The organism is Rhodoblastus sphagnicola, from assembly GCF_002937075.1.
Classification (GTDB): Bacteria; Pseudomonadota; Alphaproteobacteria; order Rhizobiales; family Beijerinckiaceae; genus Rhodoblastus; species Rhodoblastus sphagnicola.
Genome location: NZ_NHSJ01000090.1, coordinates 1 through 16167 on the forward strand (window position 1 = coordinate 1; position 16167 = coordinate 16167).

17 protein-coding genes are annotated in these 16167 nt (G+C 65.4%); 11 read left to right on the forward strand and 6 right to left on the reverse strand.

What is annotated here, in order from left to right; genetic code table 11:
* The 6 genes from CCR94_RS15075 to CCR94_RS15100 form a co-directional block, all read left to right on the forward strand.
* A partial coding sequence (locus tag CCR94_RS15075) for an acetyl-CoA carboxylase biotin carboxyl carrier protein (RefSeq protein ID WP_338052995.1) occupies nt 1–299 on the forward strand: 299 nt, incomplete at its 5' end.
* Nucleotides 300–1661, forward strand: coding sequence for an acetyl-CoA carboxylase biotin carboxylase subunit (accC, locus tag CCR94_RS15080; RefSeq protein ID WP_104508679.1), 1362 nt, complete (start codon nt 300–302; stop codon nt 1659–1661). It begins immediately after the preceding gene.
* Entirely contained in the window at nt 1661–2086 is a 426-nt protein-coding gene (locus CCR94_RS15085; RefSeq protein ID WP_104508680.1) for a hypothetical protein, read from the forward strand. Before accC ends, CCR94_RS15085 begins: the two co-directional genes overlap by 1 nt.
* Nucleotides 2087–2297: 211 nt before the next feature.
* Nucleotides 2298–4790, forward strand: coding sequence for an esterase-like activity of phytase family protein (locus CCR94_RS15090; RefSeq protein WP_104508681.1), 2493 nt, complete (start codon nt 2298–2300; stop codon nt 4788–4790).
* Between the two features lie 66 nt (nt 4791–4856).
* Nucleotides 4857–5531 (forward strand): leucyl/phenylalanyl-tRNA--protein transferase, encoded by a 675-nt coding sequence (aat, locus tag CCR94_RS15095; RefSeq protein WP_104508682.1) that lies wholly within the window; start codon nt 4857–4859, stop codon nt 5529–5531.
* 56 nt (nt 5532–5587) lie between these two features.
* Nucleotides 5588–6250, forward strand: coding sequence for a hypothetical protein (locus CCR94_RS15100; RefSeq protein ID WP_104508683.1), 663 nt, complete (start codon nt 5588–5590; stop codon nt 6248–6250).
* Between the two features lie 172 nt (nt 6251–6422).
* Here the strand turns inward: CCR94_RS15100 and CCR94_RS15105 are convergent, their stop codons facing one another.
* Both CCR94_RS15105 and CCR94_RS15110 read right to left on the reverse strand, forming a co-directional pair.
* Complete coding sequence (locus CCR94_RS15105; RefSeq protein ID WP_104508684.1) at nt 6423–7250, reverse strand: DUF2155 domain-containing protein; 828 nt, start codon at nt 7248–7250, stop codon at nt 6423–6425.
* A gap of 10 nt (nt 7251–7260) precedes the next feature.
* Nucleotides 7261–7668, reverse strand: a complete 408-nt coding sequence (locus CCR94_RS15110; RefSeq protein ID WP_104508685.1) for an NADH:ubiquinone oxidoreductase subunit NDUFA12 — start codon at nt 7666–7668, stop codon at nt 7261–7263.
* Between the two features lie 273 nt (nt 7669–7941).
* Between CCR94_RS15110 and CCR94_RS15115 the strand changes: the two genes are divergently transcribed.
* From CCR94_RS15115 to CCR94_RS15125, 3 genes are all read left to right on the forward strand, one after another.
* On the forward strand, nt 7942–8295 hold the full coding sequence (locus CCR94_RS15115) for a CidA/LrgA family protein (RefSeq protein WP_104508686.1): 354 nt from the start codon (nt 7942–7944) through the stop codon (nt 8293–8295).
* Nucleotides 8292–9026: an LrgB family protein gene (locus tag CCR94_RS15120; protein ID WP_104508687.1), complete on the forward strand. Its 735-nt coding sequence runs from the start codon at nt 8292–8294 to the stop codon at nt 9024–9026. The genes CCR94_RS15115 and CCR94_RS15120 overlap by 4 nt, the downstream gene beginning before the upstream one ends.
* Before the next feature lie 376 nt (nt 9027–9402).
* Nucleotides 9403–13155, forward strand: a complete 3753-nt coding sequence (locus CCR94_RS15125) for a vitamin B12-dependent ribonucleotide reductase (RefSeq protein WP_104508688.1) — start codon at nt 9403–9405, stop codon at nt 13153–13155.
* A 75-nt stretch (nt 13156–13230) separates the two neighbouring features.
* Here CCR94_RS15125 and CCR94_RS26455 read toward each other — a convergent pair whose 3' ends face one another.
* The 4 genes from CCR94_RS26455 to CCR94_RS15145 form a co-directional block, all read right to left on the reverse strand.
* Nucleotides 13231–13587, reverse strand: coding sequence for a hypothetical protein (locus CCR94_RS26455; RefSeq protein ID WP_104508689.1), 357 nt, complete (start codon nt 13585–13587; stop codon nt 13231–13233).
* Between the two features lie 72 nt (nt 13588–13659).
* Nucleotides 13660–14109 (reverse strand): type II secretion system protein GspK, encoded by a 450-nt coding sequence (locus CCR94_RS26460; protein WP_104508690.1) that lies wholly within the window; start codon nt 14107–14109, stop codon nt 13660–13662.
* A gap of 35 nt (nt 14110–14144) precedes the next feature.
* Nucleotides 14145–14582, reverse strand: a complete 438-nt coding sequence (gene gspG, locus CCR94_RS15140) for a type II secretion system major pseudopilin GspG (RefSeq protein WP_104508694.1) — start codon at nt 14580–14582, stop codon at nt 14145–14147.
* Between the two features lie 86 nt (nt 14583–14668).
* A complete protein-coding gene (locus tag CCR94_RS15145) occupies nt 14669–15067 on the reverse strand; it encodes a hypothetical protein (protein WP_104508691.1) in 399 nt (132 codons plus the stop codon).
* Nucleotides 15068–15167: 100 nt separating this feature from the next.
* Here CCR94_RS15145 and CCR94_RS15150 point away from each other — a divergent pair, with 100 nt between their 5' ends.
* Together CCR94_RS15150 and CCR94_RS15155 are read left to right on the forward strand one after the other, a co-directional pair.
* On the forward strand, nt 15168–15614 hold the full coding sequence (locus CCR94_RS15150) for an alkaline phosphatase family protein (RefSeq protein WP_146090016.1): 447 nt from the start codon (nt 15168–15170) through the stop codon (nt 15612–15614).
* 70 nt (nt 15615–15684) lie between these two features.
* On the forward strand, nt 15685–16167 hold a 483-nt coding region (locus CCR94_RS15155; protein ID WP_146090017.1), incomplete at its 3' end, for a prepilin peptidase.

The window sequence follows — 16167 nt, forward strand, 5'->3', positions numbered from 1 at the left end:
CGCCCGCCCCCGCCGCCGCGCCCCTGGCGGCGGCGCCCGTGGCCGCCGCGCCCGAGCACGACCAGGCCGACGTGCTGAAATCGCCGATGGTCGGCACCGTATATCTGCGCCCGAGCCCGGAAGCCAAGCCCTTCATCGAGGTCGGCGCGCATGTCACCGAGGGACATAAGGTGCTGCTGGTCGAGGCGATGAAGACGTTCAACGACATTGTCGCCCACAAGACCGGCGTCATCACGGCCATTCTGGTCGAGGACGCCCAGCCTGTGGAATATGGCCAGCCCTTGATGGTGATCGCCTAAATGTTCGAAAAGATCCTGATCGCCAACCGCGGCGAAATCGCCCTGCGCATTTTGCGCGCGGCGAAGGAGCTGGGCATCGCCACCGTCGCCGTGCATTCGACCGCCGATTCGGAGGCCATGCATGTCAAGCTGGCCGATGAATCGGTCTGCATCGGCCCGCCCCCCGCGCGCGATTCCTATCTCAACATCCCCGCCCTGCTCGCCGCCTGCGAGATCACCGGCGCCGACGCCGTCCATCCCGGCTATGGCTTCCTGTCCGAAAACGCCAAATTCGCCGAAATCTGCTCGGATCACGGCATCGGCTTCATCGGCCCAAAGGCCGAGCACATCCGCATCATGGGCGACAAGATCGAGGCCAAGCGCACGGCGCGGTCGCTGGGAATCCCTTGCGTGCCCGGCTCGGAGGGCGGCATCACCGACGATGACGAGGCGATGAGGGTCGCCGAGGACATCGGTTTTCCCGTTCTGGTCAAGGCCGCCGCCGGCGGCGGCGGACGCGGCATGAAGGTCGCCCGCACCCCGCTCGACCTTTCGGACGCGCTGACCTCCGCCCGCACCGAGGCCAAGGCGGCGTTTGGCGACGACGCGGTCTATCTGGAAAAATATCTGGAAAAGCCCCGGCACATCGAAATCCAGATCCTCGGCGACGGGCTTGGCAATGCGGTGCATGTCGGCGAGCGCGACTGCTCGTTGCAGCGCCGCCACCAGAAGGTGCTCGAGGAGACCCCCTCCCCGGCCCTCAACCAGGACCAGCGCCAGAAGATCGGCGAAGTCTGCGCCGACGCGATGCGCAAGCTGAAATATTCCGGCGCCGGCACCATTGAATTCCTCTACGAGAACGGCGAATTCTACTTCATCGAGATGAACACCCGCATCCAGGTGGAGCATCCGATCACCGAGATGATCTCGGGGCTCGACCTGATCGTCGAGCAGATCAAGATCGCCAGCGGTTCGCCGCTGGCCTACCGGCAGGAAGACATCGACCTGCGCGGCCATTCCATCGAATGCCGCATCAACGCCGAACATCCCGCGACCTTCCGGCCCTCGCCCGGAAAAATCCTGTATTATCACCCGCCCGGCGGCGTCGGCGTGCGCGTCGATTCGGCCGTCTATCAGGGTTATGTCATCCCGCCCAACTATGATTCCATGGTGGGCAAGCTGATCGTTCAGGGCCGCACCCGCAATGAGGCGCTGATGCGCCTGCGTCGTGCGCTCGACGAATTCATCGTCGATGGGATCGACACCACCCTGCCGCTGTTCCGCGCCCTGGTGCGCAATTCCGAAATCCAGGACGGGATTTACGACATCCACTGGCTGGAGAAATTCTTGGCGGCTGGCGGCATGGACGGTTTCGAGGGCTGATGCGGGCGGCTGTCGTCCTCGGCCTGATTTTTTCCGCGCTGGGCTGGTGGCTGCTGCATCAGCCCGTCCGTCCGGCGCCGGCGCTGATCGCCGGTCTCGCCTCCGAAGGGTATGCCGGCGCGCCCTGCCCCGCGCGCTCGCTCTACGAGCAGGACGCGCGGAAAAAACGGGGGCCGCGGGCGGATTCGGCTTTCGCTATGCGCTTGCGCGAAGAATTTCCATTGGGGTCGCCGAGCGCCGCGCTGCGGGACGCCTTGTCGCGGCAGGGGTTCGAGCTGTTCTCCCCCTGCGCCAATGACGAAAACGCGCTGGGCGCGCGCTGGCGCGGCAAGAACTGGGGCGAACCGGACGCCTATGTCTATTGGCGCATCGATCCCGACGAAAAGCTGATTTTCCTCGACGGACACGTGACGCGGGCGGAATAATCCGCATCGCGGCCTTGGAATCGACCTTGGACTTCCCGCGCGATTTTTCCCTGCGCGGCGAATCGAGTCTGCCCCCACGTTGATCATTCCAACTGAGTCGGCCCGTCGTTCCCCCGGCGATCGCGGCGCTTAACCTAACGTCACATATCCGTCGTGAACCCGCCCTAGAGCCCTGCGGCAACAATGGTCTCATCATGGCGGGAATTTGGCGATGACATGGAAAGTTTCGGCGGACTTCAAGGCGGCTCTGTTTTCGGGCGTCGCTTTTCTGGTCCTTCCTCCGGTCGCGGCCGGGGCCGATCCGCTGGTTTACAAGACCCCCAATGTCATCAGCGTGGCCGGCTCGACTTCAGCGACGCTGAACGGGACCACTGTGGTCAACCAGGGCCTGCAGGGCGTCGCGCGCCTGTCCGCCACCTCGACCTATGATTTCGCCGGCGACACGTTTGGCGCCTTTTCGAGCCTCGCCATCGACCTGAGCAGCTGGCGCAAGACCGCGACCGGCTATACCGGCGCGATGTTCGCCCTGCCCGACCGCGGCCCCAACGGCGTGGGCAGCGTGACCTTCAGCGATTACGCGGCGCGCGTGAACATTCTGTCGATGGCGTTCACGCCTTACACATCGGGCGCCGCCCTGCCGGTCAGCGAAGCCTCGCAGCACCAGTTGCAACTGACCATGAACGGCGGCTTTTTCCTGCGCGACTTCAACGGCAATGTGACCACCGGCCTCGACGCCAGCGGAGCCACGGTCCAGAACGGAATCACCCTGCCGAGCCCCGCTTCCGGCGTCGCCGCCGGCAAGATCAGCATCGATTCCGAGGGCCTGCGCTTCCTCAACAACGGCAATTTCTACGTTTCCGATGAATATGGCGCCAACGTCTATTATTTCGACAAGACCGGCAATCTGCTTGGCGTGATCACCCCGCCGGCGGCGCTGATCCCGCGCAATTCCCTGGGCCAGATCGCCTACACCTCCCTGACCGACGCCGCCACGGGACGCCGCCTCAACCAGGGCCTCGAAGGCCTCGCCATCACGCCCGACCAGAAAAAGCTCGTCACCCTGCTGCAAAGCGCCGCCATGCAGGACTCGACGTCGAGCCAGAACACCCGCGCCAACACGCGGCTGATGATCTACGACATCACGCAGTCGAAGACGCCGAGCACTCCGATCGCCGACTATGTGCTGCAACTGCCGATCTACAATTCCACCGGCGGCGGCGCCGCCGCCAACCGCACCGCCGCGCAATCGGAGCTGCTGGCGCTCAACGACACCCAGTTCCTGGTGTTGTCGCGCGACGGCAACGGCCTGGGCCAGGCCAATCTGAACCCGGTGTTCAAGAGCGTGCTGCTGATCGACACCAGCGCCGCGACCAATATCGCCGGGTCGGTCTATGAGACCACCACCACGCCGCTGTCGCCGAGCGGGAAACTCGCGTCCGCGATCATTCCGGTGCAGCAGGTCGATGTGCTGAACATGCTGAACACCGCGCAACTCGGCAAGTTCGGCATCAACATCAACAACACGTCGCCAACCCGCCTCACCCTGACCGAAAAATGGGAGGGCATGGCGCTGGCGCCGGTGCTGGAGCAAGGCAAGCCGCAGGACTTCTTCCTGTTCATCGGCAATGACAACGACTTCCTTTCCACCACCTGCGTGACCAGCGGCGTGAGCTGCGCGCAGGCGGTCAACAGCGACGCGATGGTGCTGATCTATCGCATGACCTTGCCGACCTATGTCGATCCGCAATATCTCGCCTGGATGATCGGCACGGGACCGCTCGCGCTCGCGGCCGTGCAGCAGTCCGGCCTGGCGCTCGCCGACATCAACTCCGGCAATATCGCCGCCCAACTCAACGCCAACCGCCGCGCGGGCCGGTCCGCCGCCGGAACCTTCACGCCCTGGATCATGGGCGCCTTCGGCTATGCCGACAGCGCCAATTTTATCGGCGCGACCGGCGAGACTGGCTCCCGCAACGGGTTCCAGGGCTCGGTCGGCCTGGACTATTCGTTCTCGCCGTCCCTCACCGTCGGCGGCGCCGTCGGCCTGGGCAAGATCAACGCCCACGGCAGCTTCAGCCACAAGGCGGACGGCGTCGACTTCAGCCTGTATTCGCGCGTGATTCGCGAGGGCTTCTTCGCACAGGCCGGCTATTCGATTGGCCACGCCAATTTCGACTCCATCAACCGCCCGGCGGCCTATGGCCTGACCGCGACCGGCAAGACCTCGGGCGATCTGCAAGCCTTCTTCCTTGAAGCGGGCTATGATTTCGACCTCGGCGCGGTCAAGGTCGGCCCCGTCGGCGGCTATGCGCTGCAATGGGCGCGAATCAGCGGCTATACGGAAACGGGCGCCGCCGGCGGCAATATCGCGATGCCCCAGACCATCGCCAGCAGCCAGACCCTGATGGCCGGCGTCGAGGCGTTCGGCCAGTTTTTCGACGTCACGCCGTTCGCGCGCCTGACCTACAACCACGATTTCGACGCGGCCACCCGCTACGCCACGCTAAAACTCGCCAGCGCGCAGGCCGCCATGGCCTCCGCCACCGTCGCCATTCCGCGCAGCGCGCTGAATTACGGCGAGATGGGCGTCGGCGTGCAGGGCAAGATCGGCGCGGGCGTCTGGAGCGTCGGCTACAGCGCCCAACTCGCCGAGGGCGGCCATTTCTCCAATGCGGCGCGCGTGGGCTATTCCCACGCCTTCTGACGGGAGCGAAACCGATCGCGGACGGGGGCGCTTGCCGAAAGGCGCGCGGCCCCCCACAATCGGCGCATGTCTTCCGAATCCGATGCGATCACGCCCGAAATCCTGCTGCGCGCCTATGCGGCGGGGCTGTTTCCCATGGCCGACGACGCCGACGACGATGACCTTAGCTGGTTCGACCCGTCGCGCAGGGGCATTTTCCCGCTCGACGGTTTTTGTGTCTCCAAAAGCCTGGCCAAGGCGATCAAGGGGCGCGGCTTCGACATTCGCGTCGATTCGGACTTTTTCGGCGTGCTCGCCGGCTGCGCCGAGAGCAAGCCGGGCCGCGAGAAGACCTGGATCAACCGCCGAATCGCCGAGCTTTATGGCGCCTTGTTCGCGCAGGGCTATGTTCATACCGTCGAGGCTTGGCGCGACGACGTTCTCGTCGGTGGGCTCTATGGCGTCGCGATCGGCGGCGCCTTCTGCGGCGAAAGCATGTTCCACCGGGCGACCGACGCGTCGAAAATCTGCCTGACCTATCTGGTGGCGCGGCTCAAGCGCGGCGGTTTTTCCCTGCTCGACACGCAGTTCATCACCCCGCATCTCGCCAGCCTCGGGGCCGTGGAGATTTCGCGCGCCGCCTATCGCCGGCGCCTGCGCGCGGCCTTGCAGGCTCCCGGCGATTTCGCGGCGCTGGCGGCCGACGCGCCGCCCGAAACCATTCTGGAGCTGGCGCGGGGCGACGCGGCGGCCAAATGGTAGGTTCGCGCCATTTCTGTTGGGCGGAACCGGGCAAAATGGGGAAAAAGGAGACCCCCATGAACCTCGGACTCGCGAGCCTCGCGCTGGCCTGCGCGGCGGCGACGCCCGCCCTTGCTTATGACGGCTGCCTCGGCGCGGAGGTCCGGGCCTGTCTCGCCGCCATCCAGCCCCATTTGACGCAACCGGATTTCCAGGCCGCCCAGCTTGACGTCGAGCGCTATCTCGGCGGCGACATCGCCGGACACCGGACGGCACAGGGCGTTGTCTCCGTCCCCTATCGCAGTTCCTTCGCCGGCGCCTATGATTCGCCGCAACTGGTCGTGCTGAACTATGCGCCGACGCTGGCGATCACGCAGGTCGAAATCACCCTGCGTCCCGGCGCCGACAATGCCGAGACCGACGACGATTATCGCGCGACGCGCATGTACGAGGCGGCGCTGTTCGCGCTGGGGTCGCGGCCGGACTGCCCCGCCCTGGCCGAGGCGCATGATTTTTATCTGTTCTTCCATACGCAGGTCCGGCCGAAGCTGCGCGAGGTCAAGGCGGAGCGCGGCGCCGCCGGGTTCACGCCGGTTACGGGCTATACCGGCGAGACCGGCTGGGTCGCCCTGTGCGGCCGCAAGATGCGCTTCACGGTCTCCAGCGCCGAATGGGGCGCCGTCCAGGGCAATATGGACCGCAAATACAGCGTCCACGGCGCGACACTGGCGTTCCGCTAAAGCAAGTTCGGTGAACTCCCGTTCACCGAATTTGCTCCATCTCTTTGGTTTTCGCATATTCTTTTCCGAAAACCGCGCACACTTTTCGGGAATATGCGCTGAAGCATGATCCCAAAAAGTGGATACCGGTTCTTGGAAAAGATCATGCGAAAACAAAGAGTCTAAAGCGGCGTCAGAACAGGTCGCGGATGCCGGGGAAGCCGTCCCTGTCGCGGCGCGGCTCCGGGGGCGCCTGCAACGGCAGGCGCTCCGCGCCGGGCGCCTGCTGAGGCGCCGGTTGCGGCTTGGGCTTCTTCGGTTTTTTCGGCTTGGACGGCGCGGCAGCCGGATTCGCGGCGGGACCGGCTCCTGGCGGCGCGCCGACCTCGACCGGCGGCGGCAGCGGCGCGGCTCCGACCGGGGCCGAGGGGGCCAGTTCGACAGGCCCCTGCGCGGGGTCTGCCGGCGCGACTGGGCCGGGATCGGCGGCGGACGGCACCTCCACCTTGGGCTCTTCCGGCTCCTGCGGCTTCAAGATGCGCGGCTTGCGGCCCGGCGTGGGCGCGGCCTGCGCATTGGCCGGCGGCGGGGCGTTGACGTTGGGCGCGGGAGAGACCGGCGACGCCACCACATCCTTGCCGCCCTTGCAGTCCTTCAGCCACACGTCATAGACGGGATGCTCCACGCCATGCAGGCCGGGGCTGGCCGAAAACATCCAGCCGGAAAACACCCGCTTCGCGCTTTTCGCGTCGATATCGTCGACCTCGACAAAGCCCTCGGTCAACGGCGCCTCGGTCTGCGGCCGGGTCAGGCACACGCGCGGCGTGATCTGCAAGGTGCCGAACTGCACGGTTTCGTCAATGGCGACGTCGAACGAGATGATGCGGCCGGTGATCTTGTCCAGGCCGGCGAAAACGGCGTTGGGATTGCGGATTTCGTCGGCGCGCGCCGGCAGGGCCGCAGCGAGGCCGGCCGCAAGCGCCAAGGCCGGGCGCAAAACCGTGAGGGAAAGTTTACGCATCAGGCGCCGCTCAGGCCTCCGGCGACCAGGCTTGATAGTCGCCGCCCGTCGGCGGACGCACGCCCGCGGCGAGCGTCGAGCCTTGCGGGCGCCAGGCGTTGGGCGTGCCGGTCTGGTTGGGGGTGTAGGACTTTTCCCACTCGCGCGGCGTGTAGGGCGCGCTAACGGGGGTTTCGTCGGTCATGTGGTGCAGCCAGCCGTACCAGCCCGGCGGGACTTTCGAGCCTTCGGCGACGCCCTTGAAGATCACCCAGCGGCGGTTGAAGCCCAGCGCCGGATCGATCCTGTTGTTCTTCCAGCGGTAATAGATGTTGCCGGCCTCATCCTCCCCGACGCGCTCGCCATGAAAGAAGGTGTGGATGCGCGTGGACAGGGTTTGCTCGTTCCACCAGGTGAAGAGCTGGGAAAGCCATTTCATCGAGCGAATCCAAATTTGTCGGGCTTAGCAGTTTTCGCGGCGGACTATGGCCGCGCCGCGCGCTTATGTCCAGCGCCACGTGAGACGCACGTGAGACTCGCGGAGTCCGCGCGCATTGACGGGGGTTTTGTCCGGGGGGTAATCGAGAGCGTCGCCACCTTCCACCTTCACGAAAGCGTTCAGGGCTTTCCTGAAGGGGCAAAAGCCAATGCGCATCCCCAACCGTCGATCCCCGCGAGCGGGGAGAGGGCGCCGCCGCCCCGGAGTTTCGCCATGACCGCCGCCCTTGCCGGCATTTTCCTGTGCCAGTTGATCGGTGAATTCGTCTGCCGGCTGTTCGCCTTGCCCCTGCCCGGCCCCGTCGTCGGCATGGGCCTGCTGTTCGCCTACCTGCTCGCGCGCGGCGGACAGGGCGATAAAGCCGTGCCCAAACCGCTGGGCGCGGTGTCCGACCAGTTGCTCGGCCATCTGTCGCTGTTGTTCGTGCCGGCCACCGTCGGCATGGTCCGCTATTTCGACGTGCTCTCCCAATATGCCGTGCTGCTGTCGGTCACGCTGCTGGTTTCGACCGCCCTCACCATGGCCGCGACCGCCCTCACCTTCCGCCTGCTGAAGAAAAAGCCATGATCGACACTCTGCTCGCCCACGAAGCCGACGCCTGGGTCTATCTCGCTTCGACCCCGCTGCTGTGGCTGACCCTCACCCTGGTCGCCTATGTGATCGCCGATCGCATCTCCGTCGCGTGCGGCCGCCATCCCGCCGTCAATCTGGTCGCCATCGCCGCCGCCCAGATCATCGTTTTGCTGCAACTGACCGGGACCAGCTACGAGACCTATTTCGCCGGCGCGCAATTCATCCATTTCCTGCTCGGACCGGCCACCGTCGCGCTGGCCATTCCGCTCTATCGCCATTGGGAGCAGGTGCGGGCCGCCGCCTTGCCCATTCTGGTTTCGCTGACCGTCGGCGCGCTCACCGCCATCTTTTCCGCCGCGTTTCTCGCGCGGGCCATGGGCGGCTCCAACCTGCTCGTCGCCTCGCTGGCGCCGAAATCCGTGACCTCGCCCATCGCCATGAGCCTGTCGGAACATCTCGGCGGCGCGCCCTTCCTCACCACCTGCCTGGTGATCATCACCGGCGTGATCGGCGCCCTGATCCTGTCGCCGCTGATGCGGCTGTTGCGAATCCGCGATTCGGCCGCCATCGGCATGGCCGCCGGCGTCGCCTCGCACGGCATTGGCACGGCGCGCGCCTTCCATATCGATTCGGTGGCGGGGGCGTTCGGGGGAATCGGGATGGGCCTGAACGGCGCCTTCACCAGCCTCATCCTGCCGTTGCTCAGGCCTTTCATCGGGCTGTGACGGCGTCTGATGCGGCGCGCGCGGCGGTTACGCCAGAACGGGTGGAAAAGCAAAAAATTTCTTAACGGAAGTGGAGATTCATCCCCGTAATCCCCAATTTGTAGCGGTCGGGGATAAGTCCAACACAATATCTTGACGGCCGGGGCGCGCTTTCATACCATATGATCATTCCAGTGAGGAACGCGGCGGCGGCGCAAGCTTCCGTGCGGAGAGCCGGCGATGACGCGCGCGTTCGAGCGTAGCGTTTTCGCTCGTTTTCAACAGGGTGTCTTAGTCAGTCGCGTTCAGCCAGCCTCGCCCGGGGGGAAACCCCGCGCGAACGCATGGGCGTCGCCAAGAGTTACCAATAAGCCAGATCGTCGGACGGGATCAAAAAATGCGGATCGAGCGGCATTACACCGAGGCAGGCCAGTCTCCCTATCAAACCATTGAATTCCGCGAGACCCGCAGCGAGATCCGCAACCCCGACGGCTCCACCGTGTTTTCCCAGTCGGGAATCGAGACCCCCGCCGCCTGGAGCCAGGTCGCCTGCGACGTGCTGGCGCAAAAATATTTCCGCAAGGCCGGCGTGCCCGCCCGCCTGAAACGGGTGGAGGAGACCTCGATCCCCTCCTTCCTGTGGCGCTCGGTTCCCGACGAGGCCGCGCTGGCCGAACTTCCAGAAAAACAGCGCTTTGGCGGCGAGACCTCGGCGAAACAGGTGTTCGACCGGCTCGCCGGCGCCTGGACCTATTGGGGCTATAAAGGCGGCTATTTCGACAGCGACGAGGACGCGCGCGCGTTTTACGACGAAATGCGCTTCATGCTGGCGCGCCAGATCGCCGCGCCCAACTCCCCGCAATGGTTCAACACCGGCCTGCACTGGGCCTATGGCGTCGATGGGCCGGGCCAGGGCCATTTCTATGTCGATCACGAGACCGGAATCCTCACCGCCTCCAGCTCGGCCTACGAGCATCCCCAGCCCCACGCCTGCTTCATCCAGTCGGTGAAGGACGACCTCGTCAACGAGGGCGGCATCATGGATTTGTGGGTGCGCGAGGCGCGGCTGTTCAAGTATGGCTCGGGCACCGGCGCCAATTTCTCAAGCTTGCGCGGCGAGAGTGAAAAACTGTCCGGCGGCGGCAAGTCGTCCGGCCTGATGTCGTTCCTGAAGATCGGCGACCGCGCCGCCGGCGCCATCAAGTCCGGCGGCACCACGCGGCGCGCCGCGAAAATGGTGGTGGTGGACGCCGACCATCCCGATATCGAAGCCTTCATCGACTGGAAGGTGCGCGAGGAAGAGAAAGTGGCGGCCCTGGTCGCCGGCTCGAAAATCCTGCGCAAGCATATGAAGGCGGTGTTCAAGGCGGCGGTCAATTGCGAAGGCCCCGGCGACACCTGTTTCGATCCGGAGAAGAACCCGGCGCTGAAGCGCGAGATCAAGCTGGCGCGGCGCTCCTATTGCCCCGACGGTTTTATAAAGCGCGTGCTGCAATATGCCCGGCAGGGTTTCACCGATTTCGATCTGGTCGAATATGACACCGATTGGGATTCGGAAGCCTATCTCACCGTCTCCGGCCAGAATTCCAACAACAGCGTCCGCATCGCCGACGGATTTTTGCGCGCGGTCGAGCAGGATGGGGATTGGGCGCTCACCCGCCGCACCGACGGCAAGGTGGCGAAAACTCTCAAAGCCGTCGAACTCTGGGACAAGATCGGCTATGCCGCCTGGGCCTCCGCCGATCCCGGCCTGCAATTCCACACCACCATCAACGACTGGCACACCTGCCCCGCCGGCGGTGAGATCCGGGCGTCGAACCCGTGTTCGGAATATATGTTCCTGGACGACACGGCCTGCAATCTCGCCTCGCTGAACCTGCTGCAATTCCGTGATCCCGAGACGAAAAAATTCGACGTCGCGGCTTATGAGCATGCGGTGCGGCTGTGGACGGTCGTGCTGGAAATTTCCGTGCTGATGGCGCAGTTCCCGTCACGCGAAATCGCTCAACTGTCCCATGATTATCGCACGCTCGGGCTTGGCTTCGCCAATATCGGCGGTCTGCTGATGTCGTCCGGTCTGGCCTATGATTCCAAAGCCGGCCGCAGTCTGTGCGGCGCGCTGTCGGCGATCATGACCGGCGTGTGCTACGCCACCTCGGCCGAAATGGCCGGGCAACTCGGCGCCTTCGCGCGTTACGCCGAAAATTCCGGCGCCATGCTGCGCGTGATCCGCAACCACCAGCGGGCGGCTTATGGCGCGGCTGCCGGCTATGAGGGCCTCGCGGTGCATCCGGTTCCGCTCGACGCCGCCTCCTGCCCCGACCAGGATCTGATCGTCCATGCCCGCAAGGCTTGGGACGCCGCGCGCGTCCTCGGCGAAAAGCACGGCTATCGCAATGCGCAGGTGTCCGTGGTGGCGCCGACCGGCACGATCGGGCTGGTGATGGATTGCGACACCACCGGGATCGAGCCGGATTTCGCGCTGGTGAAATTCAAGAAGCTGGCCGGCGGCGGCTATTTCAAGATCATCAACCGCGCCGTGCCCGAAGCTTTGCGCGCTCTCGGCTATACCGAAGCGCAGCTCGCGGAAATCGAGGTTTTCGCGCTGGGTCACGGCAATCTCAACCAGGCGCCGGCGATCAACGCGGCGACGCTGAAAGCCAAGGGGTTTGGCGTGGACCAGCTCGCCGCGCTGGAAAAGGCGCTGGGCGAGGCTTTCGACATCAAATTCGCCTTCAACCAGTTCGTGCTGGGCGGGGAATTCCTGGTCAACACGCTGAAAGTGCCGTTCGCCAAGCTGGAAGACCCCTCGTTCGAACTGCTGCCCTTCCTCGGTTTCACCAAGGCCGAAATCGAGGCCGCCAACATCCACGCCTGCGGCGCCATGACCCTTGAGGGCGCGCCGCATTTGAAACCCGAGCATTACGCGGTGTTCGACTGCGCCAATCCCTGCGGGCGCACGGGCAAGCGCTATCTGTCGGTGGAAAGCCATATCCGCATGATGGCGGCGGCGCAGCCGTTCATTTCCGGCGCGATTTCCAAGACCATCAACATGCCCAACGACGCCACCGTCGAGGATTGCAAGAACGCCTATCTGCTGTCCTGGCGGCTGGCGCTGAAGGCCAACGCGCTCTATCGCGACGGCTCCAAACTGTCGCAGCCGCTGAACTCGCAACTCATCGCCGATGAGGAGGAAGACGAGGACGCGTTCGACGCCTTCATGGCGCAGAGCCAGCCGGCGCGGACGACGCAGATCGCGGAGCGCATTGTCGAGCGTGTGGTCGAGCGCATCGAACGGCGCCGCGAGCGCGAAAAACTCCCCGACCGGCGCAAAGGCTATACCCAGAAGGCGGTGGTTGGCGGCCACAAGGTTTACTTGCGCACCGGCGAATATCAGGACGGCCGCATCGGCGAAATCTTCATCGACATGCACAAGGAAGGCGCGGCCTTCCGCAGCTTGATGAACAATTTCGCCATAGCGATTTCGGTCGGCCTGCAATATGGCGTGCCGCTGGAGGAATATGTCGACGCCTTCACCTTCACCCGCTTCGAGCCGGCGGGTTTCGTGCAGGGCAATGACGCGATCAAGAACGCGACGTCGATTCTCGACTATGTGTTCCGCGAGCTGGCGATTTCCTATCTCGGCCGCACCGATCTCGCCCATGTCGATCCCTCCGACATCGGCCATGACGCGCTGGGCAAGGGCGACGACCAGAGCCGCGCCCCCGCCTCGCAGGCGAACACGACGCAACGGTTTGTGTCGCGCGGGTTCGTGCGCAGCAAGACGGACAAGCTGATGCTGGTGCAGACCGATCGGGCGATGGAAAAGCCGGTTACCGCGGGGGTGGCGACGGTGGGGGCCACGGCGCTGAAATCCGACGCGCTGGTCGAGCCCGGCGCGCCCAGCCTGCTGGACACGCTGACCTGGACGCCGCCGGCGAAGGACAGCGCCGCCAGTGATGATCCGACATCGGGCGGTCTTGCTTACTCCGGAAACCAGAGACTTCCCGCATCCGGTTCGCGCAGGGCTGAAGCCCGCATAAAGGGGTACGTTGGAGAAGCGTGCGGCGAGTGTGGAAATTTCACGCTTGTACGCAACGGCACCTGCCTGAAGTGTGAGACATGCGGATCAACCACGGGCTGCTCCTGATCAGGAGCAGCCGTAACTGAACCCTGGGATGGGGAATCAGGAAACAGCGCCACTTATCGCTCAAAGTCACGGCTCTCAACACGGCGGCGGCGGCGCCGTGCGCAATGTGTTGAGCTGGTCCGAGAAATGTGGCGCGCCCCCGCGAATCTCGCGGAAGGCGTAGGGCGCGCCGTCGCTGGCGCGCAGATCGACGATGGTTTCGCTTAGAGCCCGCGCGCCGCTGGCGAGCAGGGCCTCGACATGAACCAGGAAAATGTCGTGGGCGCCGCTTTGCCGATAGGTTTCGGGAAAGCGCGGATCGTCGCGGTTCAGCGCGTTGGGGTAAGGCCGGGCCGCGAGCGCGGCGACCTCTTCGCCGGACAGGCCCAGCAGCGCAGCGAACAGCGCCGGCGGCGCCCGATTCGGATCGAGGCCGTCGGCGTGCGAATGCACGGTGACGAAAGGCAGCAGGGTCTGGAACTGGGCCGAATCCAGGCCGGCGACCTGGTCGAGCTCCAGCGCGCTCTAGAATTGCGCGCCCTTGGCGGCGAAAGGCTTGCCCGCGCCGCTCGGCGTGTCCAAGCCGAAAATGGCGGGGGTGCGAAATTGCGCCACGGCGCGGGCCACGGCGGTCGCGTCGTTCGGCGCGAGGCCCGCGAGGCCGGAAAAGGCGTCGCGCAACAAAGATTCGGAGGCGGCGTTCAGATCGATCTTGCCGGCCTCATCCTCGATCGCCAAGGCGACCACGGCATCCTCCAGCGCGCAAAAGCTCGGCGCCCCGTCATGCTCGGGCGCGCCGCCGGCGATCTGCTCGCGCGCCAGCGTCAGCACCGCGAGATTGGTCGCGGCTTGGGCCATCGCCCGCGCCTGCTCGGCGCCGGCGGCGTTGAAGGCGGTCTGCAAGCGCAGTCGGCCCGTGGCGGCGAAGGACAACACCAGCAGTGCGATCGCGCCCAGCCCCCAGATCACGATCAACAGGGCGAAGCCTTTTCGGCGCGGCGGCGGCCGCTTCAGCGCGCGGCGCGGGCCAGGGTCCCGGCGCCGCCTTCCTTGCCGGTTGGACCGCGCGAGCCGACGTCATAGGGCGCGTTCTGTCCGGGCGCGCGATAGAGGTAGTCGTGGCACCAGGGATCGTGCGGCGCCGTGTTCGATTTGAGATAAGGCCCGTTCCAGCCCGCGAGGCCGGAGGGCGGACGCACCAGCGCCGCCAGCCCCTCTTCGGTGGTGGGATAGCGGCCGGCGTCGAGATAGAACAGGTCGAGCGCGCTGGCGATGTTCTCCATCTGGATCTGCGCCGTCTTGACCTTGGATTCCGACAGATAGTTCAGCACGCGCGGCCCGACCAGACCGACGATCATGCCGATGATCGCCAGCACGACCAGCATTTCCACCAGGGAAAACCCGGCGCGCCGCGATGCGCGGCGGGTGAGGCGGCGCGCGGCGCCCATGCGGAGATCGGAAAAGGACGGCACGGACAAACACCCTAAGCTCAAGCCGGATTTAGGAGCCATTGATGATCGCCTCATGACAATGCTCAGTAGGCGATGAAGACGTCGCAGCCAAAGGCGGAGACCGGCCGGCCCGTTTCATCCTCGATCCGATGCCAGCAATTGCCAAGGCCCGAAATCGGGCGCAGCACATAGGCGCCGGTTTCGTCGCGCACCGAGGTTTCCCGGGGGTCGCGCCCGCGCCGCCCGAGCGCGTTGAAATAGCCGGCGGCTGTCTCGTGGGTGCAGCGATAGCCGACGCCCCGATCGCCGGGATAGACGGCGTCCTCCTGCCGCGCCTGTTCGAGGCACCAGGCATAGCGGGTCAGCCCCTGCGGCGAGACGTCGACCGTCCCCGCGCGGATCGTCCCGGCGCGCGCGGCGCCCATGGCCAGCAGGCCGAACATCATCGCCAACAGGCCCGCTGTTCTCATTTCGCCGGCCATCCGAGCTCCATCCCATCAGCCCCCAGTTTCGGAAGCAAATGTTTCATCCGAATGACACAGCCGCGTGATCATTTACGCGCGTCATGTCAGCCGGGGGCCCATGATTCAAATACAAGACCATTCCGACCGCGCCGCTTTGGCTTCGAGCCTCACCCTGCCGCTCGCCATCGTCCCGCCGGCCGCCGCTTTTGAGAACAACCTGAAGCATGTTCTGCTCGTGAGCATCGACGGTTTCCGCGCCGCCGATCTGCAATATTGCATCGCCCACAACACCTGTTCCAATCTCGCCGGACTGGCCCAGAGCGGCGTGATCTACACCGGCGGCTCGAAACACGCCGAAGACGGCGGCTTCAACGAGGACGACACCCATGTCGCCCTGATCGGGTCGAATCCCGGCCTGACCGCGAAATCGATCAACACGGTGGTCACGACCGCGCAGATCGCGCCGACCATCCTTCAAATCTTCGGCGTCGCTCCGAGCAAACTGGACGGCGTTCGCGCCGAGGGAACCCAGATTCTGCCGGGTCTTCAATTTGGCGCCCGGTGAGGTCAAGACTGTTGGGGCGAGAGACTGTTGGGCCGCGCGCCCCGTTCTTCCGGGCGTCCAAAGGCCCAATGTGACTGCATATTTCGCGTTCAACGACTCGTTTTGGGCGATGCGCCTGGCGCGCTTTCGCCGTCGCGCGCGCCGGCTCGGCGGTTTCGCCTGGGCCAGCCTGACCGCCCGCCAAGGAGATCCTCTGGCGAGCGCCCTGACCCCGACCGCCTGGGGCTTTGTCGCCGGGTGGTTCGGCCTTGCGGCGGCGCACGCCAGCCCCGCCGTGCTGATCGCCAGTCTGGCGCTGTTCGTCCCGCTTTGCATCGCCGCCTTGATCGACGCGCTCTATCTCGTCCTGCCGGATGGCCCGCTGCTGGCGATCGCCGGCGTCGGTCTGCTGGTCCGGCTGAGCTTGTCGCCCGACGAGATCGGTTCTTTCCTGGGCGCCGGCCTGTTCGCCTATGCCGCGCTCTGGTTGACGGCGCGCTGCTATCAAGCGCTGCGCGGACGCGCGGGGCTCGGCGGCGGCGACCCCCTGCTTTTCGCCCTGGCCGGCCTTTGG